Below are 19853 nucleotides of genomic sequence, written 5' to 3'. Positions count from 1 at the left end.
GATTACCCAAAATTACTCAAAATAGCCCTTTGATTTAATACTTTTTAACTACGCCTCCATTATGCCTTTCTTATTGAGCATTAGCGCAAGCTTCGCTCAACCAGTCGGGGCTATCCTGGTTTTGTAAGGCTCGGTCCACCGGGAACAAAACCGCCCGGCGAGATGCGACAGACAGTCGATTTCAGGGGACACACATGATGAATGAAATGCCTTATTTCCGTGGCGGCAAAACAGTCCGTCAATGTCGTCTTGCACTCGTTGCCGGCGCACTTTTGACTTTCACTTTCGCGACCGCTTCATGCTCCGTCGTCGAAGACGCCGTTCTCACGACCGCATCGGCCAGCCCGACTACGATCAAGAGCCGCGTCACGCCGGCGAAGGCGGCCTATGGCTATCAAAAAACCGGCAACGCAGCCGTTACGCTTGTTGCAGATGCTTCGGACACTCCGACAGTATCGCGACCTTCCTACTCGGGCTCTTCTCCCTACATCTGCTCGCCGAGCGGATTTGGGCAAAAGTCCCGCTGCTTCCTGAGGCCCTGAGCCTCCTGCATAACGTCCGGGCTGCCTCTGGCAGCTCGACGCTCAGTTCTTCCAGCCGGAGAACGTCGCGCCTTCATCCTTGTTGAAGAAACGCGACGCCGCCTCCGTGCGGTTGCGAACGTTCATCTTCTTGTAGATGTTGCGAACGTGGACCTTCACCGTGTTCTCGGACAGATGAAGCCGGTCGGCAATGATTTTGTTCTGCGTACCCTTGCATAACAGGTCGAGGATTTGCACCTCCCGCGTCGTCAGCGTCGCCATGTCGCTCCTGCTCTCGGCAAGGGCGTCGGCACGGTTGGCGATGACAGGGCTGTTCTGCACGCTTTTACCACCGACTGCGGTGGGATAGGGCGTAAGCTTGCCTAGAAGGGCCGCCGGGAAATGCTCCCCGCCCTTCATGAGCAGGTCGACCGCCGCCATGAAGACGTCGAGCCGGAGATTAAGCGGCAGCACACCATCGATGATGCGCATTCCCACCAGCCGCTTCAGTGGCTCTTCAATTTTGTCGATCGTCTCCACGACGAGCGCAATCGGCGCTTTAGGATGTTTTTCACGGATCGCCGACAATACACTATTAAGCCGCTCACCCGCCAGGCGATAGGGCAATACGAGCCGGACGTCGGCGCCGTAATCATCATCAATCGTTGCTGACGATGTCACGCTTACCACGGAGAATGTAGGGAACTTTTTGCCCAACGCCTCCATGAGGCACTCGGAAAACAGGTCCGGATCCGCTACGATCAATAAAGTTCCATTTATATGTGTAACGGCGTTTTTTTGTTTTGCCGCATAATCTGACGTTCCCATGAACATTGACGCCTCCCTCAAGCGCTTACGCATTACTTTCTTTTGGTTGCGCAGTCTGTCATCCGCCCGGCGACTTACCCCTTAAAACTTGGAGGCGATTCTCCGCTTCATGTCATGTCAACTATTATTAATAACCCGTTAATTCGTACACGCTAATACGAAAAGCTGTGTAAATAAATGGCCCAAACGGGTTATTTTTTACAATTGACATACAAAATAGGTTAAGCCGGATCAGAATCAGTGATCCCGGAACCTGCGTAAAAACAAATATATCGGAAAAGCTTTCGTGCTGGTTTTGCGTTCCGACGAAATGTAACTTCCAGTTGATATCGCTCAACATAGCTCGCCTGCTGCACATGCCAAAGCCTGTGCCTTTTCGGGATGGGGACCTCTCTCTACCGAAATAAACCATGTTTCACGAAACAGCCGCTCTGCCCTGCCGAAGCGGCGTTTTTTTCGAGAATGAACCGGCGAACGATGCGCAGGACAACCGCTTGCGACGTATATATCCGGGTGGAACGCCGATAGGTTTAGCCCAAATTGATATCTAGGAAGCGCAATTTTTCTGCGGCACAGTCTAACCGTCGCTGAACGGCGGCTGATGGAAAGACACTCCCGGCCTTGACGTGTGTTTGAGAGCGCCGGACCCTTTTCAAGAAAACATGCAAGCGAAAAGACGAAGCCACCGCGCTCCCCTGCTGGAGCGAGGAACGGATTTGTGCGCCCTTTTTTACCGAGTAGCGCACAAGGGCTGAACAAAAAGAGCCCGTCCACGGGCCAATACCGAACCGCAGATGATGCGTAACCGAGTCCATCTGCAAAACATCAATCTTCATGCTATCCGGAGCAAGCGCGAAAAAATCCCATTTGAGATGAGAGGGATTTCGAAAGCTGCTCCGAGCTTTTTCGGAGGAAATCGAAATGGGTTATGATCACAAATCCGCTGGCAGCGACGACGATATCACCAAGATCGGCGCGCTTTCCGATGGTTTTGCCAACACGTCTACCAATGACGCCAAGGTGGAAGACAGCAACGTCGGCACCGCGAACGGTGAAAACCGCAACAACGACAATAGCGATAACAGCACCAATGTGGATGTTGATGCCAAGATCGATGTTGCAGTCGGCAATGGTGACAATCGCGATAACGACTATGACTGGAGCTATGACAGCAAGTCGTACAGCGATAACGACACGACGACCAAGACGAGCACCGAAACCAGCACCGAAATCAAGACCGATTACGACTGGAGCTATGAAAGCAAGTCGTACAGCGACAACGACACCAACGTGAAGACGATTACGGATACGGACAACAAGACGTTCTCCTATTCCGACAACGACACCTCCACCAAGGTCTCGACAACCACCGACAGCTTCAACTCCTCGGACAGTTTCTACAAGTCGGATGACGACTTCGGCAACATCACGGGCGTCAAGGATGTCGGCAATCTCGGCATCGCCGGCGGAGACCTCACCTTCAATCTGGGTGACGACTTCTCCTTTACCCTGGATGTCGACAGCATCCTCAACGACTCGCTCAACGGTGACGGCAACGACACGGGCTTCAGCCTCGTGCAGGCCAACCACCTGGCGGATCAGGATGAGGCTTACGACATCAAGATGCAGAACGGTGGCGCCGAAAACCACCTGAGCGCCAATGCAGGCGACGCCTATGGCGCAGAAGGCATCGACGGCAAGGGATGGGATCTCAAGGCCGGCGACGACGCAGCAGGCACCAGCACGGCCGACGCATCGGCAATCCTTGCAAATTCCGGCTTCCATCTGGAGCTGGTGCAGGGCGCCAACATGCTCTCCAATGCCGTTGACGTCACGGTCACAGGGGGCAACTCCAGTGTCTCGGACGTCGGTGAGGATCACTCCTGACAACCATCTCTTGACGAAAAGAGCTGCACCGGCGTCCGCCGGTGCAGTTTGCGGTTCATAGACAGGCCCGGCGACAAAGAAGCACCGCTTCAAGACGTGTGCCGCCCGACATCTGTGACGTACCGCAATGATCGGGGAGGGACCTCCAATGCATATTGACAAGATTTCAGACATGATCGCGCATTTCATCGGCCTGTTCGACACGATGGCCGAAGAAGCGCGTCTGCGAAACAACTATAGTGAAGGCCCCGCACGTTCCGGGCCTGAGCAACTGCCGGAAGAGGAAGCGGCAAGGCTGCTCGACAAGAACTATGACGTTGCACTTCAGGACTACGATCCTGGCGTCAAGTACCATGCAGGCTATTACGACTTCGATTATCTCCCGCCGCATTTCGCACGCACGGTCGAACATGACATGCAGCAGTTTGCGAATTCGATACCGGTCGATATTTCCGCTGCGAATTTCCGCTTTCCAGGTCGCCTTTCCTTCGAGGACGAACGTGAGCTGGTAATTCATACCGGCCCAGGCTCGGTTGTCGCCCATATCGCGCAGGTGAATATTCTTCAGGACGATGATTATCTGAATATGACGGACGGCCCCAACGTGGCCCGCAACACCAGCTTCGTCACTGAACGTACAGTCGAATTCTACAACGAAGCGTCCGTCTTCACCCCTTTTTCCGGTTTCCAGCGCACCGACAGCTATGATGCGCTGCAGGCTCTCGCCAAGACCGCGCATGATTATATCGAGCACGCCCGAGACAACGACGTTACCTCACTCGGGACCGGCGCAGATCAGGATTTCGTCCTGGCCGGCAACGACATCAATGGTCTTTATATCAATGGCGTTGCCGCCGCTGAGAAGCCGGCGCTGGACGACTACATGCCGGATCGCGGCATTGCCAAGCCTCCGGAAGAACCGGAACGAAGTGACGTTGCGCTGCATGAAGAAAGTCCCGCCGGCAACAGTCTCGATGTGGCCGCAGGCGCCAATGTCGTCGCCAACGTCGCCACATTGGTCAACACCGCCGTCATGACCTCCGTCACCGCCGTAATGGGTGACTACCACCAGATCGATGCGATCACCCAGGCCTATATCTATAGCGACAGGGACGAAATCGCTTCCGTTTTCACCCGTTCCGAGGATCAGGCCGACACGGCCGCCTATAACATCGCCAACTTCGAACGCAGCGTTTTCCCCGGCGCGGAAAATACGGCGACGGAGAGCCCTGAAACCGGCGAAATGCCGATTTTCCCCACCGCGTGGCGCGTCAGCGTATTGGAGGGTGACGTTTCCTTCGTGCATTGGATCGAACAATACCAGTTCGTCAGCGACAACGACACGATGATGATCACGACATCCGGTGCGAGCGTCAGTCTTTTGACAGGGGGAAATGCCGCACTCAATATTGCGAATTTCCTCGGCATCGGAATGCAGTATGACCTCATCATCGTTGGCGGCAATGTGCTGGACATGAACCTCATCAGCCAGATCGCCGTGCTTTACGACAATGACTGGGCCCGCGCCAATCCCGATGCACCGGGAGGCGCCACTATTCAATCCGGCAACAATCTCCTTTGGAATGATGCCTCCATCTATAACGTCGGGTCCAACGACCGTTTCGAAACGATGCCCGACTACATGGCGCAGACGGTGTCCGCGATCAATGAGCGCGATCCGAACATGCCGGATGCACTTGCGCATGACAGCAATTTTGCCGGCTATCAGGGACTGAACGTGCTCTACATCACCGGCAATCTCTACGATGTCAGCATCATCAAGCAGGTGAGTGTGCTCGGCGATTCCGACGACGTTACCCAGGCCGCTGCCAAGGTGCTCGAAAACAACGAGAATACCGACGTCCATATCGATACCGGCAGCAATGCCGTCATCAATCTCGCGCAGATCATTGATTACGACAGCTTCGGTTCCACCACCTATGTTGCCGGCGGCGTTTATTCCGACGCCATTCTGATACAGGGCGGCATCATCGAAAACGATACGTCGCAGCCGGCGCAACCGGGCCAACTTGCCAACGAGGTCATCGCCTTTCTTCACGACGATCCCGCCACCATCGAAAACGAATCCGACGGCGTCATCAATGCCGGGCACGACCTGTCGTGGTCCAATGCTCACTCATCCGACGTCATGCAAGCGGTCACCGCGTAGGTTTTGCCGGCGGTAGTTCCGCCTGCGTAACCGCAAAAGCCGCAAGATCACCGAGGGGACCGATAAAAATGGATCATATTTCAAGAAGAACGATTGCGGATGGACGCTCGCTGGATTTACCGCTGGATCAGGACGCGGAAGACAGCAAGCTGACAGACGCCTGTATCTCAGCCATCAATGAAGCCGTAGAGAACCTTCGCCAGTTGTCGGGTGCGGAACAGATCGCTAGGGCAACCCCGCCCTCTCCGGAGGTGGCCCCACCGCCCTCGCCTACGACTCCGCAATCCGGCACATTGCGGGATATGCCAGCGGGAAACCCCGCACCACAGCAGGAGCCACACCCCGCGTCGCGACCTGCCCCCAAAGCCAAGATCGACAATGCAGAACTGAAGAGCGCGCCCGACCTCCCCTTCGTCAAGACTATCGACAACAATGACGGTCCGATCCGTGAAACCGAACGCCGCCCGGCGACGGGCGGTGGCGGCGATGGCAAGGAGCCAACGGGCAATGGCGGCGGTGGCGGCGGCGGTGGCAGCAGCCAGAGCGGCTTTCATAAACGCAGCGAACCCATCAATTTCGCTGCAAGCCTTGCCAAGGGTATCGCCGCGGTACGCCGCAACATGATTGTGGTGATGCTGTTCACCGTCGCCATCAACGTCCTGCTTCTCGCCATACCCCTTTATCTGTTTCAGATTTCGGACCGCGTGCTGACGAGCCGCTCGATGGATACGCTCGTGATGCTGACGGTCGCGGTTCTCGGAGCGGTACTGCTGCAGGCTTTCATGGATGCCATCCGCCGCTTCATCCTGATGCGTACCGCTGTGGAGCTCGAGGTCCAGCTCGGCGCTCCCATCCTGTCTGCCGCCGCACGAGCCTCCCTGCATGGCAGCGGCAAGGATTACCAGATATTGCAGGATTTACAGCAATTGCGCTCATTCCTCACCTCGGGAACCCTTATCGCTTTTCTCGATGCGCCGCTGATGCCGCTCTTCATCGTGGTGGTTTATCTGGTCCATCCGCATCTCGGTATTATCATCATGGTCTGCTGCGCCGTGCTGTTCACCATCGCCTGGCTGAACCAGCGCTTCACCGCACGGCAATTCTCCGAAGCCTCGGGTTATCTGAGCCGCGCCAATTTCCATCTCGATTCCATGTCGCGCAATTCGCAGATCATCAACGCGCTCGCCATGATCCCCGAAGCGGTAAAAATGTGGGGCCGCGAAACGGCGGGCTCGCTGAAATCGCATGTGGCCGCACAGGATCGAAACATCATGTTCTCTGGCGTGTCCAAGGCCGCGCGTATGATCACACAGGTTGCGCTTCTCGGCTGGGGCGCGCATCTTTCGCTCTCCGGCGAGCTGACAGGCGGGATGGTGATTGCGGCCTCCATCGTCTCGGGCCGTGCGCTCGCGCCCATTGAAGGAGCGATCGAGGGCTGGCACCAGTTCAACAAATCGGCCGCCTCCTATGGCCGCATCAAGCAGCTCCTCATCAGCTCACCGCTCAATTTCCCGCGCCTGCGCCTTCCCAATCCGGAAGGACGCCTGGATGTTGAGCGCATTCTCTTCGTACCGCCGCCGCAGAAGAAAGTGATCCTGAACGGTATCTCTTTTTCGCTGAAAAAGGGTGAATCGCTTGCCATCATCGGCAATTCCGGCTCCGGCAAGACGACACTTGGCAAAATGCTGGTCGGCTCCATCCTGCCTACATCGGGCAATGTCCGTCTCGATCTCATGGACCTGCGCAACTGGGACCAGCGGCAGTTCGGGGAAAGCATCGGTTATCTGCCGCAGGACGTGCAATTGTTCCCGGGCACCATCAAAGCCAATATCTGCCGCATGCGCGACGATATAGAGGACAGGCAAATCTATGAGGCCGCAGTTCTGGCCGACGTTCACGAGTTGATTGCCGGTTTCCCGCAGGGTTATGAAACCGTGGTCGCCGCCGATGGCGCACCACTTTCCGGCGGGCAGAAACAGCGTATCGCACTTGCTCGGGCCTTCTTCGGCGACCCCAAATTCGTGGTACTGGACGAACCGAACTCAAATCTCGACACCCAGGGTGAGCAGGCCCTGGCCAAGGCTCTGCTGCACGCCAAAAGACAGGGCATCACCACTGTCACAATCACCCAGCGGCCGGCGCTTCTGCAATGCGTCGACAAGATCATGGTGCTGAAGGACGGGTCGGTCGCCATGTTCGGCGAAAGGATGGACGTGCTGAAAGCGCTCTCCGGCAATGGCCGCCAGGCCAGCCAGTCCCCGCAGATCGAGGGTTGAGGATCGTCATGTTCAGGAAAAAGAACGCCATTGCCGAAGTCAAACCACAGGGTCAGCTGGAATGGTACAGCGAGGTACCGCGCTCAATCCGCCTGCACAGCTCGATCGGTCTTGCCGTGCTGCTCGCCTCCTTCGGCGGGTTCGGCTACTGGGCTGGCACCGCGCCGCTCTCCTCCGCCATCATCGCCCAGGGCAGCTTCGTCGCCACCGGCAATAACAAGGTCGTGCAGCATCTGGAAGGTGGCATCATCAAGGAGATGATGGTCAGCGAAGGCGACACGGTCAAGGTAGGCGACGTGCTGCTCACACTCGACAAGACGACGGCGCTCGCCAACGAACGCATGTTGCAGCTGCGGCGGCTTCGGCTTGAGACCATCGTCACGCGCCTGCGCGCCGAAGCGCAGGGCGCAAAGAGCTTCAAGGTGCCAGACATCGTCATGAAGGAAGCCGGCGATCCGGATATCAACGCCATCATCCAGAGCCAGAACATCGTGTTCCATAGCAAACTCATCAAGCTCGAAGAGCAGTTGAACCTGATCGAGAAGAACATCAGGTCGCTGGAGTTTCGTTATGCGGGTTATGACGGGCAGAAGCAGTCCTTTGACCGGCAACTCGCGCTTCTCACACAGGAACGCGATTCCAAGGATAGGCTGGCCAAGGATGGTGTCATCCGCAAGACCGACATGCTGGCGCTGGAGCGCGCCATTGCCGATGCGATGGGAGACATTGCCCGTCTGAGCGGCGAAATGAACCAGAGCGAAGCGGAAATCGCCAAATTCAAGCAGGAAGCGATCATTGCAGTCAACGCCAACAAGCAGGCGGCGCTTGACGCGCTGGAGACGGCGGAGTCCGATCTTGACAGCGTGCGCGAACAGGTCCGTGGGGCCGCCGAAGTGCTGGAGCGCACCGTCATCCGCTCCCCCGTCAACGGAACTGTCGTGCGCGCTTATTATCACACGCCCGGCGGCGTCATCACGACAGGCAAGCCGATCATGGAAATCCTGCCAGCCCATGTTCCGCTGATCCTCGAGGCGCAGGTGCTCAGAACCTCGATTGACCAGCTGCACGAGGGCCAGACGGCAGCGATCCGTCTTTCAGCGCTCAACCGCCGCACCACGCCGGTCCTGAACGGCAAGGTTTTTTATGTTTCCGCCGACAGCATCGAGGAGAACGCCGGTCTGCAGGTCAAGGATGTTTATATCGTGCGCGTGCAGGTGCCCGATGAGGAAATCGCCAAGGTCCATAATTTCCACCCGGTGCCGGGCATGCCGGCCGACGTATTGATCCAGACTTCGGAGCGTACTTTCTTCGAATATCTGACCAAGCCGATCGCTGACAGCATGTCCCGTGCTTTCAAGGAAAGATGAAGAAATATCAGTAACCTACCCTGTCTTTTCCGCGGCAGTCGGCATATGATGTCGAAGGATGTTTTGTCGGGGCAGGAGAAGCGTCATGGCGGCGATGTCGGATGTATTGCTGCTGGTCGGCAGGCTGAACTATGTGTGGACCAACACCGAGAGCCTGATGATCTATCTGATCGTCCACCTTTTGAAAGTGGACAAGGAGGCTGCCATCGTTGTGTTCCTCACCCTCAACACCACGCGGGCGCGCATGGATCTCATCGAACGCCTGGCAAAGCTTCCCTCCACCGACGCGAAGGACCGGAAGACTGTCCTCTCCATCATGGCGCGGCTGAAGAGGGAAGCGAAGACGCGCAACAAATACAATCACTGCATCTATTCTTTTGACGAAAAGGGCGATATCGCCAGCACCCAGCTGATGCGTCTGGTGGAAGATGACAGCCAGGTCCGCTACGGCAAGGTCGAGCGCATGGACGAAAAGGAAATCGGCCAGCTCGAAAAATCAATCGCCGACATTGTCGAGGTCAGTAAGGACATGTGGAGCTTCATTCACGCCAGTCCACATGTCTCGGCGGATTATCTCTAGGGTCTGGTCTGCAGCCTCATGCCGATCGCGGGGTGAGTCTCACCGTTCCGCGCCGCCTTTACCGGAAGGCAAAGTTTTCCGGCCGCGAAATAAAGCAGGAACGAACCGATCTGATAGGGGAAGATGATGTCAATCTCCACGAAGGATCGCACCACGAACAGCGCGCAAATCGCAAAAAGGATAACGCCCTGCGGGTCGCTTCGACGCATCAGCACCGATCTCAGATGCCCCAGCAGCGTGCCGTAAAGCACCATGCCCAACAGGATCATGCCGACAAAGCCGTTTTCCACCACTGTCTCGATATAGGTATTGTGGAAATGGAAGCCGCTGCGGCCGGTGATGAAGAAGTCGTTCCACAACCGTTCGGCATCGGCAAACCCTGCGACCCAGAATCCCTGATAGCCGACCCCCAGGATCGGAGCCTGCTTTGCAGCCTCTATGCCCTGCTGCCAGAGATAGGTTCGGCCGGTCAGCGTCGAATCCTTGCCGAAGACACCGAGAATGGCATCTAACAGACCGAATTGCAGCGAAGCCACCGCAAGCAGTGCTCCGAGACCGCCGAGAGCAAAAAACATCATTTTACGGTTTGCGGGCGAAAGCATCCCGATCGGGATAAAACCGATGATGAGGGCGACAACGGCCGCGGTGGTGATGGCGGAGGTGGCAGATTGGGATGCGATGAGACTATAGGCCGACAAGAGTCCCGTCACGCCTGCAATCGGCAGCCAGATGCCCCTTTGCTTCAGTACCAGCACAGACGAGGCAGCAAAAATGACGCCCAGCGACGCATAGAAACCGAGCTGGTTTTTGGATGAGAAGGCACCGACGAAACTGTAGGTCCCATCAAGCGCGTCAAAAAGATAGATGCCGAACAGAAGCGAATAGAGCAGGACGACGCCTATGCCAATCAGAGCGCCCCGCGTCAGGGTGCGGATTGAAATCACGCGCATGGCAACCAGCGCGCAGACGATATGGGTAAGGTATTGAATGGAGGCGCGCATGGTTACAGACACCGCCTCCGACCAGAAGCTGGACAGGACGGTAAGAATGCTGAAGGCGAAAATCCACAGGTAACGTGGATAATTGCCGAGCACGCGCCGGTAGTCGACCGCCACTAACGGCAACCACATGCCATAATAGGCCAGAACCGAGACTTGCCCGAAACGCGACGAATAGGCGAAGACGAAGAATGACAGCGCAACGGCCGTCATTCCATAAATCTCATTGCGTTCGGGATCGATCAGCGCCGACTTGGCGATCCGCATTGAAACCTCACTGCATCAGGATTTTGGAAGAGACCTTGATGACGTCGCCGGGCTGAAGCAAGGCATTTTCATCGACTTTCAACTCCTTCGGCTTGCCGTTTTCTTCACGCACCACGACATAGCTTATCGTCGCGGACTTACCCGATGGATCGAAGCGGATCGCCTCGGCCGATTGCGCCAGTGCCTCCGACATCAGTTCGCGACTGGTGGTCAGCTGCAGATTGAGCTTGTCGAGTTCCGCTTCCGTATCCTGCAACTCCTTGGAGCGCTGCGCCACCCAGTCGTTGCGCAGGTTGATCTCGTCCTGGGTTGCCTTGTTGATATCCTGTTTTGCGCGCAGCGACTGCGTGTCGATATCGAGGAGGGTGGATTCCACCTCGGCCGCACGTTCTTCTGCCGAAATGCGCCGCTGCGACAAGGCAAGGCCTTGCTCGTTCAGCCTGTTGACGCGGTCGCGGTCTTCATTGGCGAGTTGAAGCTGCCGGTTCTGCGTTTCGGACTTTTTCTTCAGGGATTCGACTTCGCTCTGCAAAAGCGCGTGCAAGTCCGTCAGCGCTTTGAGCTGAAGTGTATAACGCTCGGTCCGCGATTTCATCAGCGCGCTTTCGCTGGCGAGAAGCGTGTCGATCTCGGCGATCTTTTCCATCTCCGGCGTCTTGGTAATCGTCTGATCGCCCTTTACCTCGGCGATCAACCGCGCCTGGCGGGCAAGCAGCCTTGCCCGCTGGTTATCATAGACCGCGGCGTCACCACGTGCATTGATGAAGTCGCGGGCAAAACGCTGTCCGGCGTCGGACCTCCGCAAGCCGCCTGCAAGACTGACAGCCTTCAGCACCGTAATGTTGGGGGCATAGGGATATTCACCCGGTGTCTGCACATCGCCACTCAGAAAGATCGGCCGGAACTGGGCGATCTCCACGGAGGCCGAAGGCAGGTTGCGGAGGGCGAACTTGCTCTGAAGCTGAGCACCGATCTGGTCGCTCACCTCGGAAGGCGTCTTGCCTGCGACGTCGAGCTGACCGATGAAGGGCAAGGACAGCGTACCGGAGGGCCCGACGGAATAGTCGCCGTTGATGACATCCCAGTTGCGGATGCTGCCGTCGGCCGGTTGCCATTCGGCAACGCGGATACGCAGCTTGTCCGCGGTACCGAGCTTATATTGAGCGCCATCCGCAGCCATTGCGGAAAGCGGCGCGGAAAAAGCGACGGTAGCAGCAAGAACGAGGGCCACAAACGGGCGGTGGGCGGCGGAAAAGCCGTTCATCGGGAAACTCCCTGTTAGCGGATCGCCATACAGGCGATCAGGCCGTCGCGCGACCGGCAAGGCGGCGCCGCAAGAAGCGGCCGGTATGATTAGCACCAATGACGCACCCGAAGACCGGACTTGGGATCCCGGTCAGGGTGCGTGTCGAAGCGAAGATCGATATAGCCGAACTCAATATCGGTTTTCAGTAGCTTCCGCGTGACAAGCACACGGCGGGAATGGTCTTGACGATGATGAATACATCCTGCCGCATCGACCAGTTCTGGACATATTGTGTGTCGAAGGCAACGCGGGTCTTGTAAGACACGTCGTTACGGCCGCTGATCTGCCACAGGCCGGTCAGACCCGGGCGGGTGCTGAGATAATAGGCGGCAGCGCTTTCATAGTAGCTCAGCTCCTCGTCCACGACGGGACGCGGACCAACCACACTCATTTCACCACGAAGGATGTTAATGAGCTGCGGCAATTCATCAAGGGAGAGCTTGCGCAGCACGGCGCCAACGGCCGTAACACGCGGATCGTTCTTGAGCTTGCGGGTAGCCCGCCATTCCTCGGCGGCCTCCGGATTGGCGGCAAGATATTGCCGCAGGATCTCATCGCCGTTCATCGCCATCGTCCTGAATTTCAGGCAATGGAAATAGCGGCCATTATGTCCCACACGACGGTGACCATAAAAGATCGGACCGGGGTCGGACATCTTCACCAGAACGGCGATCAGCAGGAATATCGGGCTGAAGATGAGCAGCGCAAGAGCAGCCGATGTCATATCGAAGCTGCGTTTTGCGATGCCCCCGATAGGGAAACTGACATCGAAATCTTCGGAGCTGCTGAGTGTCTGTTCAGCCGATTGGGTCGCGGACTTCATAGAGAGAACTCCATTTATGTTTTGCGATTGGTCGGTGCCCGGAGGCGCGTCTTTCCGTCTAAAGGAGATAACAAGTCTGTGTTCGGAATTTGATGCTAATGGATTTTTTGTAAGGCACTTTGCCCATAACCGTCTATGCGATTTCTTGCGTGAGCGGCCGATCAACGTCCGGGCAATATTAACAGTTGCATAAAAAAGCAACAAATGTGCTGGACGCCATGTCTTGAGAGCATGGGTGACGCCGTCGCATGTATTGGTTTTTGTGCAAGCGATCGCCTTTTCTTATGTGTTTCTTATAACTTGGCGAGATGAGACAGGAACGTTAAGAACAGCGCGGCATATAACAGACTATTAAATTTTTTTGCGGCGCAGCAAGATTGTGGCAATGCATATAAAATTTGACATATTGGCTGGGATTTTTTGCCCCCTACCTGCACCTCGCCAAGAAAAAGCGATAGAAAAATCGCTAAAAGGCGGCAAAGGCGGCAAAAGAGTGGCGAGAAACTGCATTATTGTCATGGCAGCCACGCAAAAACCGCATAGCTGACGGCCTCTTTTTTTGAACGCAGTCCTTCGAGCCTGTCCTGGAGGTGGTTCCAGGCCCTAATTTGGGGAATCAGAAGGTCGGCGGTGTGCAGGCGCTGATGACCTCACAGGCCACCGGTCCGACGCAGCGGAAGCGATGTGGCCTTCGACTTTCGAAATAATAGGCATCACCCGGGCCGAGCACTCGCCTCTCCTCGTCCACCGTCACCTCCAGTCGCCCTGAAAGGATAATGCCGCCTTCTTCGCCATCATGGACCAAGGGCACCTTGCCGGTATCGGCGCCGGGCTGGTAGCACTCTTTCAGTATCTGCAGGCTACGGCCGAAGACATTCTCGCCCACCTGGCGAAACGAGATCGGGCCCTTGCCAATTTCAACCAGCTCGTCCGCCCGGTAAAAAGCCTTACGGCTCGTCTCGGGCTCAAAGGCGAAAAATTCGGCCAACCCTATCGGTATGCCATCCAGAATGCGTTTCAGCGCGCCCACGGAGGGGTTCGAGGTGTTCGATTCGATCAGGGAAATCGTAGAATTAGTGACACCAGCACGCCTTGCCAGTTCCCGTTGGGAAATATTGTGGCGCAGCCGCAGATGGCGCAAACGTCCCCCTATATCCACCGACATCCCGTCGCCCCCGTTGCCGTTGTTCGAAATATCGAAAACCCGTCTTCACGCTTACAGTATTTTCAATCACTTCGCCACATGGAGAAAAGGGCTTGTTCGGTGAAGAAAATAGCTTTCAATCGTCGGCCATGAACAGGAGAACCGTGATGGACAACCCGAGCCGATCTAATTCCACATCGCTTGACAGCTACTGGATGCCTTTTACCGCCAACCGGCAGTTCAAAGCCAATCCCCGTCTGCTGGCGAGCGCCGAAGGCATGTATTACACCAGCAATGATGGCCGTCAGGTTCTCGACGGAACGGCTGGCCTCTGGTGCGTTAATGCCGGCCACGGACGCCAGCAGATTGCCTCCGCAGTGAAGCACCAGCTTTCCATTATGGATTACGCACCTTCATTCCAGATGGGTCACCCGGTCGCATTCGAATTTGCCGAACGGCTGGCGGAAATCGCCCCCGGCCCGGAAGGCGGCAAACTGGACCGCGTCTTCTACACTGGTTCGGGATCGGAATCGGTCGATACGGCGCTGAAAATCGCGATCGCCTATCAGCGCGCCATCGGCCAGGGAACGCGCAGCCGCCTCATCGGCCGCGAACGTGGGTATCACGGTGTCGGTTTCGGCGGCATTTCCGTGGGCGGCCTCGTCAACAACCGCCGCGTCTTCCCGCAAATCCCCGCCGACCATCTGCGTCACACCCACGATCTTACGAAGAACAGCTTCGTTAAGGGCCAGCCAGAGCACGGCGCCGAGCTCGCGGACGATCTGGAACGGTTGGTCGCCCTGCACGGTGCGGAAACCATCGCCGCCTGCATCGTGGAACCCGTGGCGGGCTCCACCGGTGTCCTCGTGCCACCGAAAGGCTATCTGGAACGCCTGCGCACCATCTGCGACAAGCACGGCATTCTGCTGATCTTCGATGAGGTCATCACCGGTTTCGGACGCATGGGCTCATCCTTCGCCAGCAATTACTTCGGCGTGACGCCCGATATCGTCACCACGGCGAAGGGGCTCACAAATGGAGCTATCCCCATGGGCGCGGTATTCACCAGCCGCGAGGTTCATGATGCCTTGATGCATGGCCCCGAAAGCCAGATAGAACTGTTCCATGGCTATACCTATTCCGGCCATCCTGTCGCCTGCGCCGCAGGCATCGCAACGCTGGACATCTATCGCGACGAGGGCCTCTTCACCCGCGCCTCCGAATTGCAAGACGCCTGGCACGATGCCATTCATTCGCTCAAGGGTTCGCCCAACGTCATCGACATCCGCACCATCGGTTTCATCGCCGGCATAGAACTCCAGCCGCGCGACGGCGCGATCGGCGCCCGTGCCTATGATGTCTTTGTGGATTGCTTCGAACGTGGCCTGCTCATTCGCGTCACCGGCGACATCATTGCTCTTTCGCCGCCGCTGATCGCCGAAAAATCCCATTTCGACGACATCGTTTCCATTCTCGGCGACGCGCTGAAAAGAGCAGAATAACTGCATCTATCAAGAAGGCTGCAATCTAAATTGCAGCCTTTTTCACTTTTCTACCAGTAACATGGAAAGTTCCTGAATCGAGCGCAGGCCGCCCTCGCCCGTGGGACGCTCATATGTGCCCTGTCAGATGACCATGCGGCCGGGACCGGCGCTTGAGCTTGGCCAGGCGGCTGGCGATGGACGCGCCTTTTCGACAAGGGGCTCTCTTTTCAGATCGTTCTGCTAGCGCCACGCCGGCGAAGCGTATCGGCAACCGTATGGATATGCGCAGCGCCAATACCGCAACAGCCGCCGATCAGGGTGGCGCCTGCATCTGCCCAGGAGCAGGCGAAGCGGGAATAGACATCATCCGTCAGATCCGCTCTCGTGCCGTGCAGCCCCTCATTGGCGGCGGAGTCGCCCTGTTCGCCTTCGAAGGCATTGGCATAGACGCCAATATCCAGAGCAACACCCTTTTCCTTGAAGACGGCGGATGCGGTTTCCACGGCAGCCCTCATCACTTCCGGCTTGCTGCAGTTGAAGAGCAGCGCTGCGGCACCTGATCCGGCGGCCCATTCGGCGGCGGAGCGCACGGTCTCGCCGGAACGCAGCTTCGGCTCCGCACCGTTCACTTGAGCAGGTTCGTCGTTCAGCGTGAAGGAAATCCAAAAAGGCTTGCCCGTCTCGGCCACCGCCTGCCGCACCGCCTCACCCTCAGCGATAAGGCTCAGGGTCTCTCCAAGCCAGACATCCACATGTGGCTGAAGATTTTCGACCAGCACCTTCAGATAGTCCTGAACGCGAGAGGGATCGAAATTTTCTGGCTCGTAGGAACCAAAGATCGGAGGAAGCGAGCCGGCCACGGTCACGTTACGTTTCGAAGCCTCCGCCGCTTCACGCGCCAGGCGACCGGAAAGGGCGATCAGTGAAGCACCTTCTTTGTCGAATCGGTATTCGCCGATATGAAAAGGGACCAGCGCATAGGAATTGGTGGTCACCACATCCGCGCCGGCCTCGATGAATTCCGCATGCACCTGGCGGACGATGTCCGGGGCGTTGATGAGCGCGAGCGCCGACCACTCGGGCTGCTTCAGCTCAGCGCCCAGCCGCTGCAATTCACGGCTCATGCCACCGTCCAGAATACGAATATCGCTCATGAGAACTCCTTGATAGCTATCGGCGCACCGGCACCTGCGCCTCGATTAAACCGAAGCAGCGGGCAATGATGGCGGTGAGGATGAGATAAAAAATCGTCACGACGAAAAGCGGCTCGTAGACCAGCAGCGTGTCCTGCCGCACCTTGTAGGCGACGGCATAAAGATCCATGACTGTCACCGTGAACGCAAGCGGCGTGGCTTTCAGCTGCATCACCACTTCACCCGCGATCGTCGGGAGCGCCGCGCGGATCGCACGCGGCAGCCAGATGCGACGCGCCAGCGTGAAGCGGCTCATGCCGAAGGCCCTACCCGCCTCGAGTTCGCCTTTTGGAACGCCCAGCAACGCACCACGAAGAACTTCGGCTTCATAGGCTGCGTAGTTCAGCGTGAAGCTGACCGCCGCAAAAAAGAAACCTTCGCGCAGCACCGGCCACAGAAAGCTTTGCCGCAGCCCCGGCACCATGGGCAAGAGCGACCCCACGCCGTAATAGAGCAGCCAGAGCTGTATCAGCAGCGGCGTGCCCCGAAAAAAGGTGCAATAACCACGCGCGAGAAGCCGGGTCATTCGGCCGCCGCTGACCTGCGCGAAGGCAAGTCCGATGGCGAGAACGAAACCGCAGCAGACGGAGATCACGAGCAGGGCGATCGTCTGCCATGCGCCGGAGAGAAGAAGCGGCCAGTATTTCCCGACCCAGGAAAAATCCATCGCCAATCTCCCTCACGCCAGACTGGGCTGACCACGGCGCACGTGCCGTTCGATCTGCCTGAAGATGAAATTGGAGACGAGGGTGATCGCCAGATACATCAGGGCCGCAGCCATGAAGAACAGGAAATACTGCTTGGTACTTGCACCGGCGAGCCGGGTCGCGAGCGCCAGTTCCTGATACCCCACAACGGCGACAAGCGCACTGTCCTTGGTGACGGCGAGCCACAGGTTGGAAAGCCCCGGCAGGGCATTGGGCAAAAGCGCCGGCAAAACGACACGACGAAACCGCAGGAGGGGAGACATGCCGAAAGCCCTTGCCGCTTCGATCTGGCCGTTGGGGATCGCCATTATCGCCCCGCGCAGCACTTCCGTCATGTAGGCGCCCTGCACGAAGCCCAGAACCGCCACTGCTGCTATGAAGCCGTTGACCTCGAGCACCGGCAATCCGGCCAGCTGCAGCAGGCGATTGAGCCCGTCGGTTCCGGCATAATAAAGCCCGACAATCAGGATCAGTTCCGGCACGGAGCGGATGAGCGTGGTGTAGAGATTGAGGACGGTTTCGAGCACGCGGTTGCCCGAAAGCTTGCCCAAGGCGCCCAACATGCCGATGACGATGCCGATGAGATAGGCCCCGGCCGAGATGGCAAGCGTCGCTGCAGCACCCGTCAACAGGGTACCACCCCATCCCGGAGGATAGGGCGACAGAAGCTGCAACATTGTATCCAGGCTTGCCATCTGCCGAACCCGACCCGGATTACTTCGCGCCGTAGATATCGAAGCTGAAGTACTTCCTGGTGATCTCATCATATTTGCCGCTGGCGCGGACGGCGGCGATGGCGGCGTTCAGCTTCTGCTTCAGTTCGGTGTCGTCCTTGCGCACGCCACCCGAAACGCCAAGTCCGAGGATTTCCGGGTCGTCAGCAACATTGCCGGCATCCGCGCAGCAATCCTTGCCGGCATCGCTTTTCAGAAAAGTGTCGAGAACAAGTGAGTCACCAAAGACGTAATCGATACGACCCGCAGCCAGATCCTGAAACGCCTCATCCAGCGTCTGGTAGGTTTTTTCGTCGGCTACATCCTTGAAATATTTTGCATAATAGGCAGACTGAATGGTGGCGACCTGGATACCGATGGTCTTGCCTTTCACGTCTTCAGCCGTTGCCCCCGGCTTTCCGTCCTTGGCCCCGATCAGCTTGCTCGGGGTATTGTAATATTTGTCGGTGAAGCCAATCACCTTCTGGCGCTCCTGCGTGTTGGACATGGAAGACCAGATCACATCGAATTTCTTGCTCTCAAGCGCGGGAATGAGACCGTCCCAGGATAGCGCGACGATGGAGCATTTCTCCTTCATCTCGGCGCAGACGGCATCCATCAGGTCGATTTCCCAGCCCTGCCACTTGCCGCTGGCGTCCTGCGCGAAGAAAGGCGGATAGCTTTCGTTCATGACGCCGAAGCGGACGTCTGCGCTGGCGGAGAGAGCGGACAGTGCGAAAGCCGCACCGGCCAGCATTGAGGCGAAGAATTTCATTTAAATCTCCTGTTACGAAAAAATCAGCTCGCGAGCGCGCCGGTGAATTCCCGGCACCTTGCACTCAGAGGATTGCCGAAGACCCGTTCCGGCGGTCCTTCTTCTTCCACGCGGCCTTGATGCAGAAACATGACATGGCTCGACACATCGCGCGCAAAACGCATCTCATGTGTCACCAGAAGCATGGTGCGGCCTTCCTCGGCGAGATCACGGATCACCTTCAACACCTCGCCGACCAGCTCCGGGTCCAGCGCCGAGGTGGGTTCGTCGAACAACATCACCGCCGGCTCCACGCAGAGCGCGCGGGCTATGGCTGCCCTCTGCTGCTGACCGCCGGACAAGAACGCCGGATAAGTATCCTTCTTCGCGTAAAGCCCGACCTTTTGCAGCAGCGCTTCAGCCTTCTCGATGGCTTCCGCACGTTTCACGCCCATCACATGCACCGGGGCTTCTATGATGTTCTCAAGTACAGTGCGGTGGGCCCATAGATTGAAATTCTGAAAGACCATGCCAAGACCGGTGCGCAAACGCTCCACCTGGCGCCAGCTCTGCGGCATGGCCTTGCCGTCCCGACCGTACTTCACGACCACTTCCTCGCCATTCACGATCACGCGGCCACGATCCGGAACTTCGAGAAAATTGACGCATCTGAGGAAGGTGCTCTTGCCGGAGCCTGAGGAGCCAATGACGGAAATGACGTCCCCTTTGTGCGCCTTGAGCGAAATACCTTTCAGAACCTCGTGAGAACCAAAGCTCTTGTGGATATCGTCAACCGCCAATGCGCAGGGAACGTCAGTAGTCATCAAAGGGTCCG

17 protein-coding genes are annotated in these 19853 nt (G+C 57.4%); 7 read left to right on the top strand and 10 right to left on the bottom strand.

The genetic code is table 11. The annotated features are described in order from the left end of the window. The first annotated feature begins 194 nt into the window (after positions 1 to 194). Positions 195 to 542, top strand: coding sequence for a hypothetical protein (locus tag EYD00_RS21230; protein ID WP_004438615.1), 348 nt, complete (start codon positions 195 to 197; stop codon positions 540 to 542). A gap of 42 nt (positions 543 to 584) precedes the next feature. Here the strand turns inward: EYD00_RS21230 and EYD00_RS21225 are convergent, their stop codons facing one another. Continuing rightward, positions 585 to 1355, bottom strand: a complete 771-nt coding sequence (locus EYD00_RS21225) for a helix-turn-helix domain-containing protein (RefSeq protein ID WP_034498238.1) — start codon at positions 1353 to 1355, stop codon at positions 585 to 587. Positions 1356 to 2270: 915 nt separating this feature from the next. Between EYD00_RS21225 and EYD00_RS21220 the strand changes: the two genes are divergently transcribed. From EYD00_RS21220 to EYD00_RS21200, 5 genes are all read left to right on the top strand, one after another. Next, on the top strand, positions 2271 to 3236 hold the full coding sequence (locus EYD00_RS21220; protein ID WP_006698576.1) for a hypothetical protein: 966 nt from the start codon (positions 2271 to 2273) through the stop codon (positions 3234 to 3236). 148 nt (positions 3237 to 3384) lie between these two features. Beyond that, entirely contained in the window at positions 3385 to 5406 is a 2022-nt protein-coding gene (locus EYD00_RS21215) for a hypothetical protein (RefSeq protein ID WP_034498241.1), read from the top strand. 68 nt (positions 5407 to 5474) lie between these two features. Continuing rightward, on the top strand, positions 5475 to 7682 hold the full coding sequence (locus tag EYD00_RS21210; RefSeq protein ID WP_022563652.1) for a type I secretion system permease/ATPase: 2208 nt from the start codon (positions 5475 to 5477) through the stop codon (positions 7680 to 7682). Positions 7683 to 7690: 8 nt separating this feature from the next. Continuing rightward, on the top strand, positions 7691 to 9049 hold the full coding sequence (locus tag EYD00_RS21205; RefSeq protein ID WP_022563651.1) for an HlyD family type I secretion periplasmic adaptor subunit: 1359 nt from the start codon (positions 7691 to 7693) through the stop codon (positions 9047 to 9049). Between the two features lie 85 nt (positions 9050 to 9134). Further along, complete coding sequence (locus EYD00_RS21200) at positions 9135 to 9629, top strand: hypothetical protein (RefSeq protein ID WP_004438593.1); 495 nt, start codon at positions 9135 to 9137, stop codon at positions 9627 to 9629. Here the strand turns inward: EYD00_RS21200 and EYD00_RS21195 are convergent. The 4 genes from EYD00_RS21195 to EYD00_RS21180 form a co-directional block, all read right to left on the bottom strand. Further along, positions 9626 to 10894: an O-antigen ligase family protein gene (locus EYD00_RS21195; protein ID WP_034498243.1), complete on the bottom strand. Its 1269-nt coding sequence runs from the start codon at positions 10892 to 10894 to the stop codon at positions 9626 to 9628. The genes EYD00_RS21200 and EYD00_RS21195 overlap by 4 nt on opposite strands. 7 nt (positions 10895 to 10901) lie before the next feature. After that, on the bottom strand, positions 10902 to 12158 hold the full coding sequence (locus tag EYD00_RS21190; RefSeq protein WP_034498244.1) for a polysaccharide biosynthesis/export family protein: 1257 nt from the start codon (positions 12156 to 12158) through the stop codon (positions 10902 to 10904). A gap of 184 nt (positions 12159 to 12342) precedes the next feature. Further along, positions 12343 to 13023, bottom strand: a complete 681-nt coding sequence (locus tag EYD00_RS21185) for a sugar transferase (protein ID WP_004438583.1) — start codon at positions 13021 to 13023, stop codon at positions 12343 to 12345. A 616-nt stretch (positions 13024 to 13639) separates the two neighbouring features. Next, positions 13640 to 14188: a cupin domain-containing protein gene (locus EYD00_RS21180; RefSeq protein ID WP_004438580.1), complete on the bottom strand. Its 549-nt coding sequence runs from the start codon at positions 14186 to 14188 to the stop codon at positions 13640 to 13642. 146 nt (positions 14189 to 14334) lie between these two features. Between EYD00_RS21180 and aptA the strand changes: the two genes are divergently transcribed. Continuing rightward, complete coding sequence (gene aptA / locus EYD00_RS21175; RefSeq protein WP_034498245.1) at positions 14335 to 15669, top strand: omega-aminotransferase AptA; 1335 nt, start codon at positions 14335 to 14337, stop codon at positions 15667 to 15669. 209 nt (positions 15670 to 15878) lie between these two features. Here the strand turns inward: aptA and EYD00_RS21170 are convergent, their stop codons facing one another. Genes EYD00_RS21170 through EYD00_RS21150 form a run of 5 tightly spaced genes read right to left on the bottom strand, consistent with a single transcriptional unit; the run spans position 15879 to position 19842 of the window. Beyond that, positions 15879 to 16805: a homocysteine S-methyltransferase family protein gene (locus EYD00_RS21170; RefSeq protein ID WP_034498246.1), complete on the bottom strand. Its 927-nt coding sequence runs from the start codon at positions 16803 to 16805 to the stop codon at positions 15879 to 15881. Positions 16806 to 16821: 16 nt separating this feature from the next. Next, positions 16822 to 17511 carry an ABC transporter permease gene (locus EYD00_RS21165; protein WP_022563646.1) on the bottom strand — a complete coding sequence of 230 codons (690 nt, stop codon included), beginning with the start codon at positions 17509 to 17511 and terminating at the stop codon, positions 16822 to 16824. 12 nt (positions 17512 to 17523) lie between these two features. After that, a complete protein-coding gene (locus EYD00_RS21160; protein WP_034498247.1) occupies positions 17524 to 18246 on the bottom strand; it encodes an ABC transporter permease in 723 nt (240 codons plus the stop codon). A gap of 19 nt (positions 18247 to 18265) precedes the next feature. Beyond that, positions 18266 to 19039, bottom strand: a complete 774-nt coding sequence (locus tag EYD00_RS21155; protein ID WP_022563644.1) for a transporter substrate-binding domain-containing protein — start codon at positions 19037 to 19039, stop codon at positions 18266 to 18268. 23 nt (positions 19040 to 19062) lie between these two features. Continuing rightward, positions 19063 to 19842 carry an ABC transporter ATP-binding protein gene (locus tag EYD00_RS21150; protein ID WP_022563643.1) on the bottom strand — a complete coding sequence of 260 codons (780 nt, stop codon included), beginning with the start codon at positions 19840 to 19842 and terminating at the stop codon, positions 19063 to 19065. Positions 19843 to 19853 lie beyond the last annotated feature (11 nt).

It is taken from the genome of Agrobacterium sp. 33MFTa1.1 (assembly GCF_004328495.1).
Taxonomy (GTDB): Bacteria; Pseudomonadota; Alphaproteobacteria; order Rhizobiales; family Rhizobiaceae; genus Agrobacterium; species Agrobacterium pusense.
This window is presented reverse-complemented; position numbering and strand designations above follow the sequence as displayed.

Excerpts from the sequence above, each read along its gene's own strand:
- EYD00_RS21230 (WP_004438615.1), top strand. The coding sequence starts at position 195 with ATGATGAATGAAATGCCTTATTTCCGTGGCGGCAAAACAGTCCGTCAA.
- EYD00_RS21225 (WP_034498238.1), bottom strand. The coding sequence starts at position 1,355 with ATGTTCATGGGAACGTCAGATTATGCGGCAAAACAAAAAAACGCCGTT.
- EYD00_RS21220 (WP_006698576.1), top strand. The coding sequence starts at position 2,271 with ATGGGTTATGATCACAAATCCGCTGGCAGCGACGACGATATCACCAAG.
- EYD00_RS21215 (WP_034498241.1), top strand. The coding sequence starts at position 3,385 with ATGCATATTGACAAGATTTCAGACATGATCGCGCATTTCATCGGCCTG.
- EYD00_RS21210 (WP_022563652.1), top strand. The coding sequence starts at position 5,475 with ATGGATCATATTTCAAGAAGAACGATTGCGGATGGACGCTCGCTGGAT.
- EYD00_RS21205 (WP_022563651.1), top strand. The coding sequence starts at position 7,691 with ATGTTCAGGAAAAAGAACGCCATTGCCGAAGTCAAACCACAGGGTCAG.
- EYD00_RS21200 (WP_004438593.1), top strand. The coding sequence starts at position 9,135 with ATGGCGGCGATGTCGGATGTATTGCTGCTGGTCGGCAGGCTGAACTAT.
- EYD00_RS21195 (WP_034498243.1), bottom strand. The coding sequence starts at position 10,894 with ATGCGGATCGCCAAGTCGGCGCTGATCGATCCCGAACGCAATGAGATT.
- EYD00_RS21190 (WP_034498244.1), bottom strand. The coding sequence starts at position 12,158 with ATGAACGGCTTTTCCGCCGCCCACCGCCCGTTTGTGGCCCTCGTTCTT.
- EYD00_RS21185 (WP_004438583.1), bottom strand. The coding sequence starts at position 13,023 with ATGAAGTCCGCGACCCAATCGGCTGAACAGACACTCAGCAGCTCCGAA.
- EYD00_RS21180 (WP_004438580.1), bottom strand. The coding sequence starts at position 14,188 with ATGTCGGTGGATATAGGGGGACGTTTGCGCCATCTGCGGCTGCGCCAC.
- aptA (WP_034498245.1), top strand. The coding sequence starts at position 14,335 with ATGGACAACCCGAGCCGATCTAATTCCACATCGCTTGACAGCTACTGG.
- EYD00_RS21170 (WP_034498246.1), bottom strand. The coding sequence starts at position 16,805 with ATGAGCGATATTCGTATTCTGGACGGTGGCATGAGCCGTGAATTGCAG.
- EYD00_RS21165 (WP_022563646.1), bottom strand. The coding sequence starts at position 17,511 with ATGGATTTTTCCTGGGTCGGGAAATACTGGCCGCTTCTTCTCTCCGGC.
- EYD00_RS21160 (WP_034498247.1), bottom strand. The coding sequence starts at position 18,246 with ATGGCAAGCCTGGATACAATGTTGCAGCTTCTGTCGCCCTATCCTCCG.
- EYD00_RS21155 (WP_022563644.1), bottom strand. The coding sequence starts at position 19,039 with ATGAAATTCTTCGCCTCAATGCTGGCCGGTGCGGCTTTCGCACTGTCC.
- EYD00_RS21150 (WP_022563643.1), bottom strand. The coding sequence starts at position 19,842 with ATGACTACTGACGTTCCCTGCGCATTGGCGGTTGACGATATCCACAAG.